The sequence below is a fragment of the Mesorhizobium sp. M1307 genome, from assembly GCF_040318155.1.
Lineage (GTDB): Bacteria > Pseudomonadota > Alphaproteobacteria > Rhizobiales > Rhizobiaceae > Mesorhizobium.
Window position 1 is genome coordinate 1 of record NZ_JAMYLR010000055.1, and the last position, 19375, is coordinate 19375.

General features: G+C 64.0%; 17 protein-coding genes and 1 pseudogene. 10 read left to right on the top strand and 8 right to left on the bottom strand.

Translation table 11 applies throughout. The features are described 5' to 3' along the window. The 3 genes and pseudogenes from NKH16_RS31585 to NKH16_RS31595 all read left to right on the top strand — a co-directional run. Positions 1-509, top strand: a pseudogene (locus NKH16_RS31585) (hypothetical protein); the annotation flags it as partial. Between the two features lie 220 nt (positions 510-729). Beyond that, positions 730-1407 carry a ribulose-phosphate 3-epimerase gene (gene rpe / locus NKH16_RS31590; RefSeq protein ID WP_352449613.1) on the top strand — a complete coding sequence of 226 codons (678 nt, stop codon included), beginning with the start codon at positions 730-732 and terminating at the stop codon, positions 1405-1407. A gap of 40 nt (positions 1408-1447) precedes the next feature. Beyond that, positions 1448-2971: a malonate--CoA ligase gene (locus tag NKH16_RS31595; RefSeq protein ID WP_352449612.1), complete on the top strand. Its 1524-nt coding sequence runs from the start codon at positions 1448-1450 to the stop codon at positions 2969-2971. Between the two features lie 2 nt (positions 2972-2973). Here NKH16_RS31595 and nagA read toward each other — a convergent pair whose 3' ends face one another. The 4 genes from nagA to NKH16_RS31615 are packed head-to-tail and all read right to left on the bottom strand — an operon-like array spanning position 2974 to position 6831. After that, positions 2974-4146 (bottom strand): N-acetylglucosamine-6-phosphate deacetylase, encoded by a 1173-nt coding sequence (gene nagA, locus NKH16_RS31600; RefSeq protein WP_352903445.1) that lies wholly within the window; start codon positions 4144-4146, stop codon positions 2974-2976. After that, positions 4143-5174 carry an SIS domain-containing protein gene (locus tag NKH16_RS31605; RefSeq protein WP_036239401.1) on the bottom strand — a complete coding sequence of 344 codons (1032 nt, stop codon included), beginning with the start codon at positions 5172-5174 and terminating at the stop codon, positions 4143-4145. The genes nagA and NKH16_RS31605 overlap by 4 nt, the downstream gene beginning before the upstream one ends. Continuing rightward, a complete protein-coding gene (locus NKH16_RS31610) occupies positions 5171-5953 on the bottom strand; it encodes a GntR family transcriptional regulator (protein WP_023679844.1) in 783 nt (260 codons plus the stop codon). Before NKH16_RS31610 ends, NKH16_RS31605 begins: the two co-directional genes overlap by 4 nt. Next, the gene (locus tag NKH16_RS31615; RefSeq protein WP_352903448.1) at positions 5950-6831 is read right to left on the bottom strand and encodes a glucosamine kinase nucleotide-binding domain-containing protein; all 882 of its coding nucleotides are present in this window, start codon (positions 6829-6831) and stop codon (positions 5950-5952) included. Before NKH16_RS31615 ends, NKH16_RS31610 begins: the two co-directional genes overlap by 4 nt. Before the next feature lie 200 nt (positions 6832-7031). Between NKH16_RS31615 and NKH16_RS31620 the strand changes: the two genes are divergently transcribed. The 7 genes from NKH16_RS31620 (at position 7032) to NKH16_RS31650 (ending at position 13800) form a co-directional block, all read left to right on the top strand. After that, positions 7032-7991, top strand: coding sequence for an N-acetylmuramic acid 6-phosphate etherase (locus tag NKH16_RS31620; RefSeq protein WP_352684095.1), 960 nt, complete (start codon positions 7032-7034; stop codon positions 7989-7991). 2 nt (positions 7992-7993) lie between these two features. Further along, a complete protein-coding gene (locus NKH16_RS31625; RefSeq protein WP_352449606.1) occupies positions 7994-9253 on the top strand; it encodes an ABC transporter substrate-binding protein in 1260 nt (419 codons plus the stop codon). Between the two features lie 240 nt (positions 9254-9493). Then, positions 9494-10417, top strand: a complete 924-nt coding sequence (locus NKH16_RS31630; RefSeq protein ID WP_352449605.1) for a carbohydrate ABC transporter permease — start codon at positions 9494-9496, stop codon at positions 10415-10417. Positions 10418-10425: 8 nt separating this feature from the next. Beyond that, complete coding sequence (locus NKH16_RS31635; RefSeq protein WP_352449604.1) at positions 10426-11265, top strand: carbohydrate ABC transporter permease; 840 nt, start codon at positions 10426-10428, stop codon at positions 11263-11265. Continuing rightward, on the top strand, positions 11262-11729 hold the full coding sequence (locus NKH16_RS31640) for a DUF4304 domain-containing protein (RefSeq protein WP_352449603.1): 468 nt from the start codon (positions 11262-11264) through the stop codon (positions 11727-11729). Before NKH16_RS31635 ends, NKH16_RS31640 begins: the two co-directional genes overlap by 4 nt. Before the next feature lies 1 nt (position 11730). Beyond that, a complete protein-coding gene (locus tag NKH16_RS31645; protein WP_352449602.1) occupies positions 11731-12786 on the top strand; it encodes a Gfo/Idh/MocA family protein in 1056 nt (351 codons plus the stop codon). A 15-nt stretch (positions 12787-12801) separates the two neighbouring features. Then, complete coding sequence (locus NKH16_RS31650; RefSeq protein WP_352449601.1) at positions 12802-13800, top strand: ABC transporter ATP-binding protein; 999 nt, start codon at positions 12802-12804, stop codon at positions 13798-13800. A 209-nt stretch (positions 13801-14009) separates the two neighbouring features. Here the strand turns inward: NKH16_RS31650 and NKH16_RS31655 are convergent, their stop codons facing one another. The 4 genes from NKH16_RS31655 to deoC form a co-directional block, all read right to left on the bottom strand. Further along, complete coding sequence (locus NKH16_RS31655) at positions 14010-14855, bottom strand: fumarylacetoacetate hydrolase family protein (RefSeq protein WP_352449600.1); 846 nt, start codon at positions 14853-14855, stop codon at positions 14010-14012. 166 nt (positions 14856-15021) lie between these two features. Continuing rightward, positions 15022-15753, bottom strand: a complete 732-nt coding sequence (locus tag NKH16_RS31660; RefSeq protein WP_254815741.1) for an SDR family oxidoreductase — start codon at positions 15751-15753, stop codon at positions 15022-15024. Positions 15754-15931: 178 nt separating this feature from the next. Beyond that, the gene (locus NKH16_RS31665) at positions 15932-18304 is read right to left on the bottom strand and encodes an aldehyde dehydrogenase family protein (RefSeq protein WP_352903452.1); all 2373 of its coding nucleotides are present in this window, start codon (positions 18302-18304) and stop codon (positions 15932-15934) included. A gap of 13 nt (positions 18305-18317) precedes the next feature. Continuing rightward, positions 18318-19367 (bottom strand): deoxyribose-phosphate aldolase, encoded by a 1050-nt coding sequence (gene deoC / locus NKH16_RS31670; protein ID WP_352903454.1) that lies wholly within the window; start codon positions 19365-19367, stop codon positions 18318-18320. Positions 19368-19375 lie beyond the last annotated feature (8 nt).

Sequence of the window (19375 nt, forward strand, 5' to 3'; positions counted from 1 at the left end):
GCGATTGCGTCTGCCCGCGGGGTACGGAAGTCAGGGGCAATGCCTGCCGGCCAATCCAGCCGAAGCCGGAGCAGTGCACCATCCGTGGCCAGATCCACGACGCCGGTGGCGATTGCGTCTGCCCGCGGGGTACGGAAGTCAGGGGCAATGCCTGCCGGCCAATCCAGCCGAAGCCGGAGCAGTGCACCATCCGCGGGCAGATCCACGACGCCAACGGCGATTGCGTCTGCCCGCGGGGTACGGAAGTGCAAGGCAATGCCTGCAGGCGCAAGAAGCCTGTTGTGGTGGAGTGCCCGATACCCGGTCAGATCCACAACAAGCGTGGCGTTTGCGTCTGCCCGCGTGGGACAGAGCTGCGCGACGGCGCCTGCCGCAAACCGCGGCTGGAGTGCGCACCGGGCGCGCGGCCGATTAATGGCCAGTGCCAGCCGATCCGCAAACCGAGCCTGCTGCTGAATCCAGATGTTCTTCAGCAGCTGCCAAGGCGCAAGCCGCAGCTCGAGCAATAGGATCGCGCGCGAACTTCAAACGGTGATCATTCGATCAAGAAAACCCCGCCGGAGCGATCCGGCGGGGTTTTTCTTTGGCTGGCAGATGAAAGAGCAGCGAAAACCTGAAGCCGTGGCATCAGCGGAAGGACAAACCGGCTTCCACTTTCCGGACTCGACTCATGGTCTAGGCAGGCGATACAGAGGGTCCGTAAACCGAGGCGTTCGGGAAGACCGCGTCATGAGCAAAAAAACCCTGATCGCGCCATCGGTGCTGGCTTCCGATTTCTCGAAGCTCGGCGACGAGGTCGAGGCGGTGGCGGCCGCCGGCGCCGACTGGATCCATCTCGACGTCATGGACGGGCATTTCGTCCCCAACATCACCTTCGGGCCGCCGGTGATCAAGGCGATCCGCAACCGCACCAAGGCCTTCTTCGACTGCCATCTGATGATCGCCCCCGCCGACCCCTATCTGGCCGCCTTCGCCGAGGCCGGCTGCGACGGCATCACGGTGCACGCCGAAGCCGGGCCGCATCTCGACCGCTCGCTGCAGACGATCAAAAACCTTGGCAAGAAGGCCGGCGTGTCGCTCAACCCCGCGACACCGGAGACGATGATCGAATACGTGCTCGACCGGCTCGATCTTATCCTGATCATGACGGTCAATCCGGGCTTCGGCGGCCAGGCCTTCATTCCGGCGATCGTAGACAAGGTGAAGCGGGTGAAGGCGCTGATCGGTGACAGGCCGATCCGGATCGAGATCGACGGCGGCATTTCGCCGGAAACTGCGCCCCTGGTCACCGCCGCCGGCGCCAGCGTGCTGGTCGCCGGTGCGGCCATTTTCAAGGGCGGCAGCGTCGCAGCCTATCGGGCAAACATCGAGGCAATCAGGGCAGCGGCGGACAAGGCGGCCGGCTGACCGCCGCCGTTCGGCCGGAGACAGCCGCTCGGGGGGACTTATGAGCAACCATCTGTTCGATGCTTTCCGTGCCCGGATGCCCACGCCCGGACGCCTTTTGATGGAGGCAGAGGACGGGCGCTCGATCAGCTATGGCGAAATGCTGGCGCGCTCCGCTCAACTGGCACATGTGCTGTCGCAGCTGGGCGTCGAAGCCGGCGACCGCGTCGCCGTTCAGGTCGAGAAGAGCCCGGAGGCCATTTTCCTCTATCTCGCCTGTCTGCGTGCCGGCGCGATCTTCCTGCCGCTCAACACCGCCTATACGCTGACCGAGCTCGAGTATTTCTTCAGGGATGCCGAGCCGCGACTGATCGTCTGCGACCCGGCGCGAGTGACCGAGATCGGCGCTTTGGCGCAGGACTCGGGCGCTGCGGTCGCGACACTCGGCAGCAAGGGCGAGGGTTCGTTGACCGATCGGGCCTCTGAGGCGGCCGTGGACTTCCACGACGTGGCGCGCGGACCGGACGACCTTGCTGCGATCCTCTACACCTCCGGCACCACCGGCCGTTCGAAAGGCGCCATGCTCAGCCACGAAAACCTCGCCTCGAATGCGCGGGTGCTGGTCGACCTCTGGCGCTTCACTGCCGCAGACGTGCTGATTCACGCGCTGCCGGTTTTCCACACGCATGGCCTTTTCGTCGCCACCAATGTCGTCCTGATGGCCGGTGCCTCGATGCTGTTCGAAACCAAATTCGACCCGGCCCGCATCGTCTCGCTGCTGCCGCGCGCCACCGTGCTGATGGGCGTGCCGACATTCTACGTCCGCCTGCTGCAGCAGGACGGTTTGAACCGGCAAGCGGCGAAAAACATCCGCCTGTTCATTTCCGGCTCGGCGCCGCTGTTGGCCGAGACGCACAGAGCCTGGCGAGAGCGCACCGGCCACGCCATCCTCGAGCGCTACGGCATGACCGAGACCAACATGAACACGTCGAACCCTTATGATGGCGAGCGGCGTGCCGGCACGGTCGGGTTTCCCGTGACCGGCGTTTCCCTGCGCATCACCGACCCCGAGAGCGGCGAAACACTTGCCAAGGGCGATGTCGGCATGATCGAGGTGAGGGGTCCCAATGTCTTTTGCGGCTACTGGCGCATGCCGGAAAAGACCAAAGCGGAGTTCCGTGACGACGGTTTCTTCATCACCGGCGATCTCGGGCTGATCGATGCCGACGGCTATGTCCACATCGTCGGCCGCGGCAAGGACCTGATCATTTCCGGCGGCTACAATATCTATCCAAAGGAAGTCGAGAGCGAGATCGACGCGCTGCCTGGCGTCGCCGAAAGCGCTGTCATCGGCGTTGCCCATCCGGATTTCGGCGAAGGCGTCACCGCTGTCGTGGTGAGGGCGCCGGGCTCGACCATCAGCGCCGCAGGGATCGTCGAGGCCATCGCCGGGCGCCTCGCCAGGTACAAGCATCCGAAACGGGTGATCTTCGTCGACGAACTGCCGCGCAACACGATGGGCAAGGTGCAGAAGAACCTGCTGCGCGAAGCCTACAAGGACCTCTATACGTCCAAAGCCGGCTAACCCTAATGAGCAGGGCTGCCTGCAAAAACCTTGGCACCATCGATCCAGACGCTTTTAATGTCCAGATCGTCCGACAGCGAAACGATGTTGGCCGCGGTACCGTTGGCGAAGCGCCCGAACCGGTGCGACTGGCCGACCGCCTGCGCCGGATAGAGGGAGGCCATGCGCAAGGCTTCGTCGAGGTCGAGGCCGACGACGCGGTGCATGAAGCGCACCGCGGAAATCATGTCGAGATCCGCGCCCGCCAGCGTGCCGTCGGCAAGTGTCAGCCTGCCATCCTTGCGGTGGATGGTGCGGCCGTTCAGCGTGAACGAGGTCATGTCGGTGCCGATCGTCGCCATGGCATCGGTAACGAGCAGGATCTTGCCCGGCCCCTGCTTGGCGCGCAAGGCGATGGCCATGGTGGCCGGATCGACATGGATACCGTCGGCGATGATCCCGGCATAGAATGCGCCGGTATCGATTGCGGCGCCCGCTAGCCCTGGCTCGCGATTGCCGATCTGGCTCATCGCATTGAACAGATGGGTGACCACCGTTGCGCCGGCCTCGGCAAAGGCGCGAGCCGTGGCATAGCCGATATCGGAATGGCCGATGCTGACGACAATGCCGGCCTTGCTAAGCGCCGACACCTGGCTGGGCTCGACGGATTCGGGCGCCACCGTCGTCAGCAGCACGGGCAGGTTTTTCCGTGCGGCGATCAGCATCGTCTGGTCGGAGTCTAGCATCGGCCGGATCAAAGCCGGGTCATGTGCGCCCTTGCGGGCGATCGACAGATGCGGCCCTTCGAGGTGCAGGCCCAGGAACCCCGGCACCTTCCTCCGTGCCGCCTCGGCTCCGGCCGCAACCGCCGCGGCGGTGATCTCGGACGTGTCGGTGATCAGCGTCGGCAACAGCGCCGCCGTGCCGAAGGGGGCGTGTGCCCGGCAGATGGTCTCGATCGAGGCGACGTCCGGATGGTCGTTGAGCATGACGCCGCCGCCGCCATTGACCTGCAGATCGACGAAGCCAGGCGCCAGCATGCCGCCGCCGGTCTCGATACGCGCAACATCGGATGGAATGGCACCGGCGGCAACAATGGCCTCGACGAGGCCGTCGCGCACGACAAGCGCCGCATTGTCGTGCCAGTCGTCGCCATCGAAAATCCCGGCGCCAGTCAGGGCAAAACGGTCGCTCATAGGGTTTCCGTTACCTTGCGCAGATTGGGCGGCGTGTCGGGGTCGAGGCCGCGATGGCGGGCAAAGGCCTCGACGAAACCATAGAACGACACGATCAGCGTCAGCGGGTCGGTCAGCGGATGACCGGTTGCGACATGCGGCAGGCGCTGAGCGCTCTTTGCCTTGTTCGACGTCACAAAGACGGCAGCGCCCTTGCCGGCCAGGCTGTCGGCGGCATCGGCCACCGATGGCTCGGACGCATCGCGAGCAGCCAGCGCCAGCACCGGGAAACCGGGACCGACCAGCGCCAGCGGGCCATGCATGACCTCGGCGGCACTATAGGCTTCCGCATGCATGGCGCAGGTTTCCTTGAATTTCAGCGCCGCCTCGTTGGCGATTGCCGCCGACGGGCCACGGCCAAGGATGAACAGCGATTTCGGCGTCTCGAGTGCCCCAGCCAGCGCCATCCAGTCGCAGGCGATCGCCTTGCGAAAATGCTCCGGCAAGCGCGCGAGCGCCACCAGGAGTTTCTCGTCGCCGGTGCAATGCGCCATCAAGGCGAGTCCTGCGACGGCTGAATTGACGAAGGTCTTCGTCGCCGCGACGCTGCGCTCCGGTCCGGCCAGGATGTCGATCGCGTAGTCCGAAGCCCGCGCCAGCGGCGAATCGGCGGTGTTGGTGATGGCGACGGTCAGCGAACCGCCGGTCCTCGCCGCTTGCGCCATTGCAACGATGTCCGGGCTCTTGCCGGACTGCGAGATCGCCAGGCAGGCCGAGCCGCCCAGCTTCAGCTTGGCGCCATAGATCGAGGCGATCGACGGGCCGACCGATGCAACCGCCAGCCCGGCGGTCAACTCCACGGCATATTTCATGAAGGTCGCGGCATGGTCGGACGAGCCGCGCGCCACGGTGACGACGAAATTCGGATCGCGCTCGCGAATGCCGCGTCCAGCTTCCGTCAGCACCGCGGCCGAGCCATCGAGCAGGCGGGCGGTGGCCTCCGGGATCTCCTCGATCTCGCGCCGCATATGGGTCGTTGTTGCGGTCATGGCCGGCCCTCTTCGCCCGGCCCGCTCAGCCGGAGTTCGGCGACAAAATCATAGGCGTCGCCCCTGTAGATGGAGCGGGTAAACTCGATCACCTTGCCGCTCGCCAGATAGGAGATACGCTCGATGTGCAGGCCGGCAATGCCCGGCGGCACTTCCAGCAGATGTGCGTCGCCATCGCCGAGATTGGTGGCGGAAATGCGCTGCACCGCCCGCACCGGCCTGTTGCCGGTCTTTTCCAACGCGGCGTAGAGCGACGAACCAATCGCCGCCGGATCGGGCAGCACGCTTGTCGATAGCGAGGCGCGCTCGATCGCCAGCGGCGTGTCGTTGGCGATACGAAGGCGCGCCACGCGCGCAACCAATTCGTTCGACGCCAGGCCGAGCACCATCATCTCGTCGGGCGACGGCGGATAGAGGCCGCGGTCGAGCCAAGCCGAACGCACCGCCATGCCGCGCCGCGCCATGTCTTCGGTAAACGAGGTCAGCATCGACAGCGACTGCTCGACGCGCTCCATACGTGGCGCAACGAAGGTACCGGAACCATGGCGCTGGACGAGGATGCCGCCCTTGACCAGGTCCTGCACCGCCTTGCGCACGGTGACGCGCGAAATGTCGGCCTTGCTAGCGATGTCGCGCTCGGAAGGCAGCGCATCGCCAGGTCCGATCAGCCCGCGTTTGACCGCATCCTCGATGCTCTTCCTGAGCTGCAGATAGAGCGGCGCGCCACTCTGCGACGATTGTTTCAGCGCCGCGAATATCTGGTCGGCGGCCTCGCTCATCGCGCTGCCTCCGCCGTGTTTGCGAAAATCCGTACCGCCATCTGAACCGCGCCGCCCAGCGCGTCGTCGAGCGGCGGTTTCAGCAGCGCCCGGTAGCGGGCCGACAGGCGCGGCGCATAAAGCGGCGCCAGCCCGCCGAGCAGGCAGAGCGGATCGTCGCCGCCGAGGTCGAGCACGCCAAGCGCTGCCTCGACATCGGCGACCGCCTTGTCGAGGATCCAGACAGCGACGGCGTCGCCTTTTTCGGCATGTTCGAACACCTTGGGCGCGAAGCCGCCGAAATCTCCGGGCTTGGCGTTGGTGGTGAATTCGACCACATCCTCGGGATTGTTGCGGAAAATGGCGAGCATGGTCTCCGTCAGCGGCGATCCCTGGCGGATGCCGTCATAGGCGAGCAGCGTCTGCTCGAGCAGGTCGCGGCCGATGCGGGCGCCGCTGCCCTGGTCGCCGACCTGAAAACCCCAGCCACCGATGGCGCGCGACTTGCCTCGTCTGCGCGCCATATAAGCGGTGCCGGTGCCGAGTATGGCCATGGCGCCGTCGCCGGAGCCAACCGCGCCTTCCAGCGCGATCTCGGCATCGGTCTCGACGCGGCTGATGCGAAACGGCAGGATCGCTTCGAGTTGCTGCCGGTAGGTGCCGACATTGGCGCCGGCAAGACCGAGAACGGCCGGAGTTTGCGGGATCAGTGCGGGATCCCTGCCCGCGGCGACAAAGGCCTGCTGCGCTGCGTCGACGATGTTCGTCCTGGCGCCGGTGAGATCGGTTCGGATGTTGGCGGCACCGCTTTTGGCGCGGCCGAGGACGCTGCCGTCGGCCGTTGCAAGGGCCGCCCTGCAGCTGGTGCCGCCGCCATCGATGCCGAGCACGAATTTCACGCGATTTCTCCTCCGGGCGGATAATACCAATAAAATACCAATAGCCAAGGATTAATTTCCGGTTTCAAAAAAGTTAAGGCTTAGTTTGTTGGAAAATCAGCCAATTTCGTTCGCAAGCCTGCACCGCCGCAAGGATTTCATTAATGCGTGTGGACAAGTGGTATTTTTTTGGTATGGTTTTCTCGATTGGAGGAAAGCGGATGGCCGAAACGCGCACCGAAGCGCTTCACCAGAATGCCGAGGGACTGGATATCCAGGCCCCGGAAGCCATCCTTTCCTCTTTGGCCAACGCACAGATCGAGGCCGCCAAGGCCGTGCACGGCGCCATTCCCGCTATTGCCGCGGCAGCCGAAATCATCGCAAGCAGACTGAAAAGCGGCGGCAAGCTCGCCTATGCGGCTGCCGGCAGTTCGGGCCTGATGGCACTGGCCGATGCGCTTGAGCTGCCGGGCACTTTCGGCATCCAACGCGACCGCATCGCCATCCTGATCGCCGGCGGCGACGAGGCCTTCAAGACACTGGCCGGCGGGCCGGAGGACGACACCGAGGAAGCTTCGGCAGCAGTTGCCGCCGCCCGCATCGGCAAGGGCGACTGCCTGATCGCCGTCTCGGCCAGCGGCTCGACACCTTATGCAGTCAGGGCGATCGAGGACGCCAGGCGCCGCGGTGCGGCGACCATTGCCATCGCCAGCAACAGGGATGCGCCGCTGTTGCGGCTGGCCGACATCGCCATCCTGCTCGAAACGCCACCAGAGCTGATTGCCGGCTCAACGCGCATGGGCGCAGGCACCGCCCAGAAGATCGCGCTCAACATGCTGTCGACGCTCGCCGCCATCCATCTCGGCCATGTCCTTGACGGCTACATGGTCAACCTCATGGCCGACAACATCAAGCTGCGCGACCGCGCCGCACGCATCGTCGCCGCCGTCAGCGGGCGCGACAAGGACGAGGCGGCACGCCTGCTCGAAAGGAGCGGCGGCGTCGTCAAGACCGCTATTCTGCTCGCCGCCGGCGCCGCCAGCGCCGATGCAGCCGAGAAGATATTGGAAGGGACCGGCCACAAGCTGCGGCCGGCCCTTTCCGCGATCGAGGGGAGCAAGGGGCGCAATGCCTCTGTTCTCATCAAAACCGAACCTGAAAAAGGTCAACAGGGAGACTGAGCATGACAACGAAGCTACTGACGGCACTTCTTCTCGGCACCAGCATTCTCGGCTCCGCCGGGGTGGCTTATGCCGACGACGTAACGCTCAACATCGAAAGCTGGCGCGGCGACGACCTTGCCATCTGGAAGGACAAGCTGATCCCGGCCTTCGAAGCCAAGAACCCGGGCATCAAGGTGGTGTTCGCGCCGTCGGCGCCAACCGAATATGACGCCGCCCTCGGCGCCAAGCTCGCCGCCGGCTCGGCCGGCGACCTGATCACCTGCCGCCCGTTCGACAAGTCGCTGGAGCTCTTCAAGAAGGGCAACCTCGCCGACATCTCGACCCTGCCCGGCATGGAGAACTTCTCCGACGTCGCCAAGGCCGCCTGGCAGACCGACGACGGCAAGTCGAGTTTCTGCGTGCCGATGGCCTCCGTCATCCATGGCTTCATCTACAACAAGGACGCCTTCGACAAGCTCGGCATCAAGGTGCCGGAGACGCGCGACGAATTCTTCGCCGCGCTCGACAAGATCAAGGCCGACGGCACCTACATCCCGATGGCGATGGGCACCAAGGACCTCTGGGAAGCGGCGACCATGGGCTACCAGAACATCGGCCCGAACTACTGGAAGGGCGAGGAAGGCCGCCTGGCGCTGATCAAGGGCGAGCAGAAGCTGACCGATCCGCAGTGGGTCGAGCCCTTCAAGGAACTGGCCAAGTGGAAGGACTATCTCGGCGACGGCTTCGAGGCGCAGACCTATCCGGACAGCCAGAACCTGTTCACGCTCGGCCGCGCCGCCATCTACCCGGCCGGTTCGTGGGAGATCGGCCTTTTCAACACGCAGGCGCAGTTCAAGATGGGCGCCTTCCCGCCGCCGGTGCAGAAGGCCGGCGACACCTGCTACATCTCCGACCACACCGACATCGGCATGGGCCTCAATGCTGCCTCGAAGAACGCGGATGCGGCCAAGACCTTCCTGTCCTGGGTGGCCTCGCCTGATTTTGCCACCATCTACGCCAACGCGCTGCCGGGCTTCTTCAGCCTGAACAACACCCCGGTGAAGATGGAAGACCCGCTGGCCCAGGAATTCGTCTCCTGGCGCGGCAAGTGCAAGTCGACGATCCGCTCGACCTACCAGATCCTGTCGCGCGGCACGCCGAACCTTGAAAACGAGACGTGGGTTGAATCGGCCAACGTCATCAACGGCACCGACACGCCGGAAGCTGCCGCCAAGAAGCTGCAGGACGGCCTCGATAGCTGGTACAAGCCGGCGAAGTAAGAGCGCGGCGAAGCGTTGTCTCCCCCCTCGAGGGGGAGATGTCGCCGAAGGCGACAGAGGGGGTCGGTCGAGGCAGGCTGCGGCTTGATCGCTGCTGGAAAGCACGGTCGAACGACGATGGCGCGCTGCCTCTGCCGACCCCACCCGCCTCGCTTTGCGAGGCACCCTCCCCTCGAGGGGGAGGGAGGCGCCGCGCCCTTTGACGGCAATAGCAAGACCTGATCGGCGGGGACCGAACGCATGGCCGCAGCACCGAAAAGACCGTTCCGTTGGCATATCGGCGTTTTCCTGGCGCCGGCAGTGCTGGTCTATACGGCGATCATGATCCTGCCGCTGGCCGGCACGCTGCAGCTGTCGCTGTTCCGCAACATCAATCAGTCGCAGGTCTTCGTCGGACTGGAAAATTTCCGCATGCTGTTCGGTGATCCCAACTGGTCGGTCAATTTCTGGAACGCGCTCAGGAACAATGTCTGGTTCTTCATCATCCACATGCTGGTGCAGAACCCGATCGGCGTCCTTTTGGCCGCACTTCTGTCCAGCCCTAGGCTGCGGTTTTCCGCCTTCTACCGCACGGCGATCTTCGTGCCGACGATCCTGTCCTTCGTCATTGTCGGCTTCGCCTGGAAGCTGATTCTGTCGCCGCTATGGGGCGTGGCGCCGCATATGATGGACCTGGTCGGCCTGAAAAGCCTGTTCACGCCCTGGCTCGGCAAGGCGCAATATGCGCTGACCGCGCTCAGCCTGATCTCGGTCTGGCAGTTCGTCGGCATCCCGATGATGCTGATCTATGCGGCACTGCTGTCCATTCCCGAAGAGGTGATCGAAGCAGCCGAATGCGACGGCATCACCGGGATGGCGCAGTTCTGGAAGATCAAGCTGCCGCTCATCCTGCCGTCGATCGGCATCATCTCGATCCTGACCTTCGTCGGCAATTTCAACGCTTTCGACCTGATCTACACCGCGCAAGGGGCGCTGGCCGGGCCGAACTATTCAACCGATATTCTCGGCACCTTCCTCTACCGCGCCTTCTTCGGTTTCCAGCTGCAGGTCGGCGATCCCAACATGGGCGCGGCGATCGCCACGATGATGTTCCTGATCATCCTGGGCGGCGTCTGCGTCTACCTGTTCCTCGTGCAGACGCGCCTGCGTCGCTACCAGTTCTGAGGCGCCACATGAGCACGGCAACCCGCTCGCTGCCCCGCACCATCGGCGCGCATGCGATCCTTCTGACCTACACCGCAATCGCGCTGTTTCCGGTCATCCTCGTGATCATGAATTCGTTCAAATCACGCGCAGGGATTTTCGGCGCGCCGCTGACGCCGCCGACGCCAGGTACCTTCGACCTGATCGGCTACACGACGGTGATCGGCCAGGGCGATTTCATCCACTATTTCCAGAACAGCCTTGTCGTCACCGTCGCCTCGCTGTTCTTCGTGCTTTTGTTCGGCGCCATGGCGGCTTTCTCGCTGTCGGAATACCGCTTCCGCGGCAATTCGCTGATGGGGCTCTATCTGGCGCTCGGCATCATGATCCCGATCCGCCTTGCCACCGTCGCCATCCTGCAATTGATGGTGGCGAGCGGGCTGGTCAACACGCTGACGGCGCTGATCCTGGTCTACACGGCGCAGGGCCTGCCGCTTGCCGTCTTCATCCTGTCGGAATTCATGAAGCAGGTCTCGGACGATCTGAAGAATGCGGGCAGGATCGACGGCCTGTCCGAATACACCATCTTTTTCCGGCTGGTGCTGCCGCTGGTGCGCCCATCGATGGCGACGGTCGCGGTCTTCACCATGATCCCGATCTGGAACGATCTGTGGTTCCCGCTGATCCTGGCGCCGTCGGAGGAGACCAAGACAGTGACGCTCGGCGCGCAATTGTTCCTCGGCCAGTTCGTCACCAACTGGAACGCCATCCTGGCGGCACTGTCGCTGGCGATCATGCCGGTGCTGATCCTCTACGTCATCTTCTCGCGGCAGCTGATCCGCGGCATCACTTCGGGGGCCGTCAAGTGAGTGAGGGTCGGGACGCGATCATTCGAGGCCTCACCGAGTCGGCAACCCGCCACAGATTCCGCGGCGTTCGCAACACAAACTATTATCGCGAATGGCCGGAAACGGTCTGTCTGCTTAACCTTCAGAAGTCTGCCTGGGGACCGCAGTTCTATCTCAATGCAGCTGTCTGGCTGACTCGGTTCGGGATCGAGCGTCGACCGAAGGAATACAACTGTCATATCATCTGGCGTGTCAACTCCCTGATGGTTAGCGAGCAATCCAAGGCATTCACCGAGGCGCTGGATCTGGACCGTCCGTTGCCGGACGACCGGAGGTCTTCTCTGATCAAAGAGGGAGTCGATACATACGGGTTCGGACTTCTGGCACGTTGTGAAAGCGAAAAGGCTGCTCTGCAGATCGCCAGTGAGTATGGATCGAGTATTAGGATGGACCTGAAAGCCCGCGCTCTACTAAAGGCAAACTGAAATGGACCAACCCCTTCGCGTTGTCATCGCCGGCCTCGGCAATATGGGGCGCAGCCATGCGTTGGCGTATCACACCAATCCGGGATTCCAGATCGCCGCGCTGGTCAACCGCTCCGATGTGCCGCTGCCGGAAGGGCTTTCGACCTACGCCATCCGGCGTTCCTTCGACGAGGCGCTACGCGACGAAAAGCCCGATGTCGCCTGCATCGCCACCTATTCCGACAGCCATGCTGACTATGCCGTCAAGGCGTTCGAGGCCGGCTGCCACGTCTTCCTCGAAAAGCCGCTGGCAACCACCGTCGCAGATGCAGAGCGCGTCGTCGCCGCCGCCAAGGCCAACGGCAAAAAACTGGTGATCGGCTATATCCTGCGCCACCATCCGTCCTGGATCAGGCTGATTGCCGAGGCGCGGAAGCTCGGCGGCCCTTACGTGTTCCGCATGAACCTCAACCAGCAATCCTCCGGACATACCTGGGAGACGCACAAGCAGCTGATGCAGACGACGTCGCCGATCGTCGACTGCGGCGTGCATTATCTCGACGTGATGCTGCAGATCACCGACGCCAGACCAGTCGAGGTGCGCGGCATGGGACTGAGGCTGAGCGACGAGATCGCGCCGTCGATGTACAATTACGGTCATCTGCAGGTGCTGTTCGACGACGGTTCGGTCGGCTGGTACGAGGCCGGCTGGGGGCCGATGATTTCGGAGACGGCTTTCTTCGTGAAAGACGTGATCTCGCCCAATGGCTGCGTGTCGATCGTCATGAAGGAGGGTGTCAGGTCCGACGACATCGACACCCACACCAAGACCTCGACCATCCGCCTGCACAGCGCGGCGACCGGAGCCGACGGCAAATTCGCCAAACCGGACGAGATGCTGTCGATGCAAGGCGAGCCCGGCCATCAGGACCTTTGCGACCTGGAACAGGCGTTTGTGCTGAAGGCGGTCCGCGAGGATCTGGACTTGACCCGTCACATGGACGACGCGGTGAAGTCGCTCGCCGTCTGCCTTGCCGCAGACGAGAGCGTGCGCAGCGGCCTCGCCGTGAAACTCTAGAACAGGGACGACGCCGTGGGCTCGCTGAACATCGAGAACGTGAAAAAGGCCTTCGGGCCGGTCGAGGTGCTGAAGGGCATCAACCTCGAGGTGACGGATGGCGAGTTCGTCGTCTTCGTCGGTCCATCCGGCTGCGGGAAGTCGACGCTGCTCAGGGTCATTGCCGGGCTGGAGGACTCGACCTCGGGCCGCGTGGTGATCGACGGTGCGGACGTCTCCGCAACGCCGCCGGCCAAGCGCGGTATCGCCATGGTGTTCCAGACCTATGCGCTCTATCCGCATCTGACGGTGAAGAACAACATGGGCCTCGGCCTCAAGCAGGCGGGCACGCCGGCGGCCGAGATCGACCGCCGCATCGGCATCGCCTCGTCGATGCTGTCGCTGGAGCCCTACCTCTCGAGGCGGCCGGCCGAGCTTTCCGGCGGTCAGCGCCAGCGCGTCGCCATCGGCCGCGCCGTGGTGCGCGAGCCCAAGCTTTTTCTGTTCGACGAGCCCCTGTCCAACCTCGATGCCGCGCTGCGCGTCAACACCAGGCTGGAGATCGCGCAATTGCATCGCCGGCTGAAGGCCACGATGATCTATGTCACCCACGACCAGGTCGAGGCGATGACGCTGGCCGACAAGATCGTCGTGCTGAACGCGGGAAAGATCGAGCAGATCGGCGGACCGATGGAGCTTTACAATTCGCCGGCAAATGAATTCGTCGCCGGCTTCATCGGCTCACCGAAGATGAATTTCGTCGACGGCGCCAGGCTTGGCGAAACGGCAAAGACCATCGGCGTCCGTCCCGAACATTTGACGGTCGATCCCAGATCCGGCGCCTGGAAAGGCACGGTCGTCCATGCCGAGCACCTTGGCGCCGACACCAACCTCTATCTCGACTGCGAGAAGGCCGGCTTGATCACAGTGCGCATCTTCGGCGTCTATAACGCCGAACCTGGTGCCACGCTCTATGCGACGCCGGATCCGGCAAAGACATACCGGTTTGGAGCCGATGGGAAGGTGCTGAAGTAGCGCAGGCGCCGACTCCCCTTCTCCCCTTGTGGGAGAAGGTGGCCGAGCGAAGCTCGGTCGGATGAGGGGTGTTGGACGATCGCTACGCTGAAGGCGTAAGCGACGGAAATCCTTCGATGTTTTCTCGTCGCGTTTCTTCCAGCACCCCTCATCCGTCTCGGCGCTGCGCGCCGATCCACCTTCTCCCACAAGGGGAGAAGGAAGAGCGCCTACGCATCCGCCTTGAACGTCTGCTTCTGGATGCCCAGCCCCTCGATACCGAGCTCGACCACGTCGCCGGGCTTCAGGAAGACCGGCGGCTTCATGCCGAGGCCGACGCCGGGCGGCGTGCCGGTCGAGATGATGTCGCCCGGGTGCAGCGACATGAACTGGCTGAGATAGGAGACGAGATAAGCGACGCCGAAGACCATGGTCTTGGTCGAGCCGTTCTGCATCGTCTTGCCGTTGACCGTCAGCCACATCGGGATGTTCTGCGGGTCCTTGACCTCGTCCTTGGTCACCAGCCACGGGCCGATCGGCCCGAACGTGTCGCAGGACTTGCCCTTGGTCCACTGGCCCTGGCGCTCGGCCTGGAAGGCGCGCTCGGAGACGTCGTGCGCGACGCAATAGCCGGCGACATAATCCAGCGCCTCGGCCTCGGTGACATACTTTGCAGTCTTGCCGATCACCACGCCGAGCTCGACCTCCCAGTCGGTCTTCACCGAGCCGCGCGGGATCAGCACGTCGTCGTTCGGCCCGACAATAGCCGAGCTTGCCTTCATGAAGATGATCGGCTCCGGCGGCACGGTGGCACCGGTTTCGGCGGCGTGGTCGGAATAGTTGAGACCGATGCAGATGAATTTGCCGGTGCCGGCGACGCAGGCGCCGATCCGCGGCTTGCCGGAAACCGCCGGCAGCGTCTTCGTGTCGAGCTTCGACAATGTCTCGAGCGATGCCGGGTCAAGTGCCTTGCCGGCAATGTCGGTGACATGGGCGGAGAGGTCGCGGATCGTTCCATCGGCATCGAGCAGGCCGGGGCGTTCGCTCCCCGCCTCGCCATAGCGCAGCAGTTTCATGCAGTTTTCTCCCAGTTGCGACCAGAGGCCGTTTGCAAACTCGCTCCGCTGCGGCGAATGGCGTGGGTTTCGAGAACCGGAGCGGAGCGTACTTAAAGTACGTGAGCACCGGAAGCGCAGAAAGCCGCGTCAGGCGCCCGGCGGAGTAGGGTTTTCAAATGGCCTCTTAGATCGACCAGCCACCGTCGATATTATAAGCTTGCCCCGACGTATAGGTGGCGCCGGCCAGATAGACGGCGAGATCGGCGATTTCCTCGGGCGTGCCGAGCCGGCCCATCGGCTGGCGGGCGATGAAGGCGGCGCGAGCTGCTTCGTAGTCGCCCTGCGCATGCATGCGGTCCTGCAGCGACGGGCTTTCGACCGTGCCCGGACAGATCGCATTGCAGCGTATGCCCTTGCCGACATAGTCGGCGGCGACCGACTTGGTCAGGCCGATGACGGCTGCCTTGGTTAGGCCATATACGAAGCGGTTCGGCACGCCCTTGGTCGAACTGGCCAGCGATGCCATGTTGATGATCGAGCCGTCGCCGCGCTCCAGCATGCCGGGCAGCACGGCGCGGATGGTGCGGATCATCGAGCGGACATTGAGATCATAGGCAAAGTCGAGATCGCCGTCCTTCATCTCGAGGATCGAGCCGGAATGGACGAAGCCGGCGCAATTGAACAGCACGTCCACGGCGCCGATCTCGGCAAAAGCGGCGTTCACCGCCTCGTCGTTCAGCACGTCGAGCTTGCGGGTCTTGATACCGGGCGTCTTGCCGAGGTCGGCGAGCACCACCTCGTTGATGTCGGTGGCATGGACGACCGCGCCGGCCTTGGCGAAAGCCAGCGCACTTGCCCGGCCGATGCCTTGCGCCGCCGCCGTGACGACAACGATCTTGCCTGTCAGATCCGCCATGCTTCTCTCCTCGCCCGTCTGTGATCGTTCGGCTTTTTACCGGCACAAGGCCGGGGCGCAATGTGCCAGCCGCGCAGTACCATCCCGCCTGTTTCGATATTCGCCCTGCCAACCAAATGTTTTTTCTCGGTAAAGAACATTTGTTGGCCCGTCAAGCCCGGACGTCCCTCCGGGACACTCAGTCGCCGTAGGGCACCCAGACGTTCTTGACCTCGATCGCACGGCGCAGCAAGGCATCGCCGGCTGCTTCGTTCGAGGGCCAGTCGAGGCTGTGGCCGTTGCCGGTCCAGACGCGTTTGAGATTGCCGATGGACTCGGCCTCGGCCTTGGCGCAAGTCTCGGCGTCGGCGAACACCCAGAGCCCGTCGACATCGTCATGCTTGGCCAATACGCCGGCAAGCTCGGCGCTACGGCCGGTGACGATATTGATGGCGCCTGCCGGAACCTCGGAATATTCGATGACCTGGTAGAGGTCGGTGGCAAGCAGCGGGTATTTTTCGGATGGCACTGCGACTACGGTGTTGCCCATGGCAAGCGCCGGCGCCACCAGCGAGATCAGGCCAAGCAGAGGCGCGTTGTCCGACGCGACGATACCGACGACCCCGACCGGTTCGTGCAGTGCCAGCGTGACGGCGCGGGCCGGCGGCTGGTGGACGCGGCCCTCGAATTTGTCGGCCAAGCCGGCATAGAGGAACAGGCGCTCGATCGACAGCTCGACCTCGTCACGCGCCGCCTTGGCGGTCGCGCCGGTGAGCTGGGTCAAACGGGCGGCAAACTCGTCGGCGCGGCCGGACAGATTTTCGCCCAGATAGTAGAGCACTTGGCTGCGGTTGTGGGCGGTCGCCTCCGGCCAGGCCTTGCAGGCGCGCGCGGCCGCGACGGCGTCGCGGATATCCTTGCGGTTGCCGAGACCGACCTCGCTGGCAAGCTTGCCCTTGGCGGTGGCGACGGCGAAGGAATAATTGCCGTCCGGCCGGACCTGCTTGCCGCCGATGAACAGCTTTGCCGTGCGGTCGATGGCATCGCCTTCGGCCTGCTCGACAGGTTGCGCCGAAGACGTTGCCGGTTTGATGATCGGGCCGAGCGGCAGTTTTGCCGAGAGATATTCGAACATGCCCTCGCGCCCGCCTTCGCGGCCAAAGCCGCTCTCGCGGTAGCCGCCGAAGCCGCAGGAGGCGTCGAACATATTGGTGCCGTTGACCCAGACGACGCCGGCCTTCAATTGCGGCGCGACGTGCAGGGCAAGATTGATGTTCTCGCTCCACACCGAAGCAGCCAGGCCATAGCGCGTGTTGTTGGCGAGCTCGACCGCTTCCTCGGTGTTGCGAAAGGTCATGGTGGCGAGCACCGGCCCGAACACCTCTTCCTGTGCCAGAATGTTAGCCGGCGAAACACCTGTCGCCAGCGTTGGCAGATGGTAATAGCCCGAGGAGGGCAGCGCCGAGTCCGGCTGCCAGCAGATCGCGCCCTGCTTGGCGCCCTCGGCGATCAGGCCCTTGACGCGATCGAGCTGAGTCAAGTCGACCAGCGGGCCGATATCGGTGTTCTTGTCGAGCGGGCTGCCGACGCGCAGCCGGCTCATCCGCGTCTTGACCTTGGCGATGAAGGCATCGGCGATGCCTTCCTGCACCAGAAGGCGCGAGCCGGCACAGCACACCTGGCCTTGGTTGAACCAGATACCGTCGACCAGACCCTCGACGGCGCTGTCGAGGTCGGCATCCTCGAAAACGACGAATGCCGACTTGCCGCCAAGCTCCAGCGACAGTTTCTTGCCCGAACCGGCGGTGGCTTTGCGGATGATCTTGCCGACCTCGGACGAACCGGTGAAGGCAATCTTCTGGATGCCGGGATGATTGACGATTGCCCCACCCGCTTCCGGCCCGCCCTGGACGATGTTGACGACGCCCTTCGGCACGCCTGATCGTTCACAGATCTCGGCGAACAGGATGGCGGTGAGCGGCGTGAATTCCGCGGGTTTGAGCACCACGGTGCAGCCGGCGGCGAGCGCCGGCGCGATCTTCCAGGCCAGCATCAAGAGCGGGAAGTTCCACGGGATGATCTGGCCGACGACGCCGACCCCCTTATGGCCTGGAAAATCCCTGTCCAGCGCCTGCGCCCAGCCGGCATGATGGATGAAATGGCGGATGGCCAGCGGCACGTCGATGTCGCGGCTTTCGCGGATCGGCTTGCCGTTGTCGATCGATTCCAACACCGCGAACAGCCGTTGGTGGCGCTGCATGGCGCGGCCGATCGCGTAGAGCACTTTGGCGCGTTGATAACCGGTGCTGGCGCTCCATTTCGGCAGCGCTTTTGTGGCGGCCGAAACCGCCGCGTCGATATCGGCGGCACCGGCATCCGACACCTTGGCCAGCAGCTTTCTCGAGGACGGATCGCTGGTGTCGAAGGTTTTGCCTCCGCTGGCTGCCTTCCAGTCGCCGCCGATAAACAGCGCTTTGCCGAAATCCCGCGCGGCAAGCCACGCATCCGCCTCGTTGCGCGCCTCCGGCGCCGGGCCGTATTCCATGGCGTGATAGCGTTCGAGAATGTTCATGGCGCGCTCCGAATCACGCCATCGCGTGGCGATGATTGGCCGAGTAGTGGCCGGTCAGATGATGCTCGAGCTGGCGCTCGATGTCGGTCAAAAGGCTCGATGCTCCGAAGCGGAACAGCTCCGGCTCCAGCCACGGCCGGCCCAGTTCTTCTTTCATCAGCACCAGCCAGTCGAGCGAGGCTTTTGCCGTGGAAATGCCACCGGCCGGCTTGAAGCCGATGAGATAGCCGGTTTCCTCGAAATAGGCGCGGATGGCGCGTACCATGGCAAGGCCGACCGGCAGCGTCGCGTTGACGCTTTCCTTGCCGGTCGAGGTCTTGATGAAATCTGCACCCGCCATCATCGCCACCATCGAGGCGAGCATGACGTTGCGCAGCGTCGCGAGGTCGCCGGTGCCGAGGATCACCTTCAGATGGGCCTCGCCGCAAGCGGCGCGCATCGAGACAATCTCGTTATAGAGCTCCTGCCATTTCGCCCCGAATACCAGGCCGCGCGGGATGACGACGTCTATCTCGTCGGCGCCGTCGCGGACCGATGCTTCGATCTCTTGCAGGCGCGTAGAAAGCGGTGCAAGGCCATGCGGGAAGGCGGTCGAAACGGCGGCGACATGGACGCCGCTGCCGCGCAGCGCTTCTACGGCGGTGGCGACGAAGGGATGATAGACGCAGACCGCCGCCGGGCGGATCTTTTCACCAGTAATGCCCAGCCCCTCGACGACGTCGCGGCGGAACGGGTTGACTGCCTTGGCACAGAGCCTGCGCACGCGCTCTTCCGTGTCGTTCGAGTTCAGCGTCGTCAGGTCCATGCAGGCGACCGCGCGCAGCAGCCAGGCCGCCTGGTTATCGGCCTTGATCGAGCGTCTTTTGGTCAGGCTGACGACGCGGCGTTCCAGCGCCGAGCGGTTGACGCCGCGCATCGATTCCATGAAGCCGAGATCGAGCCTCATGCCGGGATTGCGAGCAATGCCATGGGCTTGCGGCATCGGCGCATTGGCGGCGGCGCGCGCCGGCAGCGGCGTGATCTTGGACGTGCCGAGATCGGTTTCGCGGATTGTGCTGCTCATCTCCTGCC